Source organism: Alcanivorax sp. HI0083 (genome assembly GCF_001635175.1).
The window spans coordinates 1-1,091 of sequence record NZ_LWFX01000531.1 but is presented as its reverse complement, the minus strand read 5'-3'; the positions used below and the strand labels follow the sequence as shown (position 1 = coordinate 1,091).

1 protein-coding gene is annotated in these 1,091 nt (G+C 59.4%); it reads right to left on the bottom strand.

Annotated features, from left to right (window positions below):
• Window positions 1–167: 167 nt before the first annotated feature.
• A partial coding sequence (locus tag A3754_RS05465; protein ID WP_063519033.1) for a DUF932 domain-containing protein occupies window positions 168–1,091 on the bottom strand: 924 nt, incomplete at its 5' end.

The following is a 1,091-nucleotide window of genomic DNA, read 5'->3' as shown; positions in this document are numbered from 1 at the left end:
ACATCAGGCCTTCATGCAGGAACGCGCCCCACACCGCTGCCAATTCAGCAGGCATAGGGCGACAGTCCCATACCGCCAACAGGCGGTAGAGCCATTTCAAATTCATGGTGTTCTCCAGGTTGCTTTGAAGCGGGAATAGAGAGGGAGAAGAAAAGATCTAACCGGGGTCAGGCGACCAGCAGGGAGGTTTGTTCCAGAGCGCGTTGCTTGATCTGGGCACCCTTGCCGAACCAGGCTGAGTCCAGCCGGTTGTCGGTGCTGCGGGCACGACGCTCATGGTCCACGAACTCAGTCACCGCATTGAGCAGGCCGTAGGCCGTGTTCTTGGCGGACGCCAGCTCCGACCCGCGACCAGTCCCCTCATACAGAGTCATGGCTTTCTTCATAGCCTGCTCGTTGGCCTTCGCCGGCATGCCCGATGGCTGATAGCCGGTATCTGTGAAGATAGTCTGCATGACCTTCTCGGCGGTCTTGCGGGTGATGCGGCGCTCGCTGAGGGCCTTCAGGCGATACATGAAGTCATCCCAGGCAGAGACTGAGATACCCAGCTGTTTCTTCACAGACTGCGGATCAAAGGTGGTGTTGTGACGTACCTTCACCGCATGGGTGTTGCCATTCAGCGCCACCGCCAGGGTGTTGTTGCATACGACGCGGATACTGGTGAACTGCGCAGTTGTCGCCAGGGTGCCGTCACAGGCGGTAGCCAGCAGCACATAACCGTTGGTTTGGTCATTCCCGGCCAACGTCCCGGACTGGCCTGTTCGCGCCAGTGCCCACAGCTTGCGGCCACCTTTCAATACGCCAGCGGTCTCCAGCTCGAAGCCGGATTGCTCGGTGAGATCCCGGTAGAACTCCAGCACCTCACGGGGCTGAACCACCTTGAAGCGGTTACTCACTACCGACAGGGGCTCCTGATTATCAGAACGGAACAGCACTTTCTGATCCGGGAAGGACGAGATCTGCCCGAGCGTACCGGCCTCGCTACTGATAAAGCGAACCGGGGTCTCACGGATCTCCCAATCCATGCAGGCTTCCCGCATCCAGACTTCCAGCGGTTGTTGGCTGGCCAGCTGGTTGCCCAGCCCATGCCA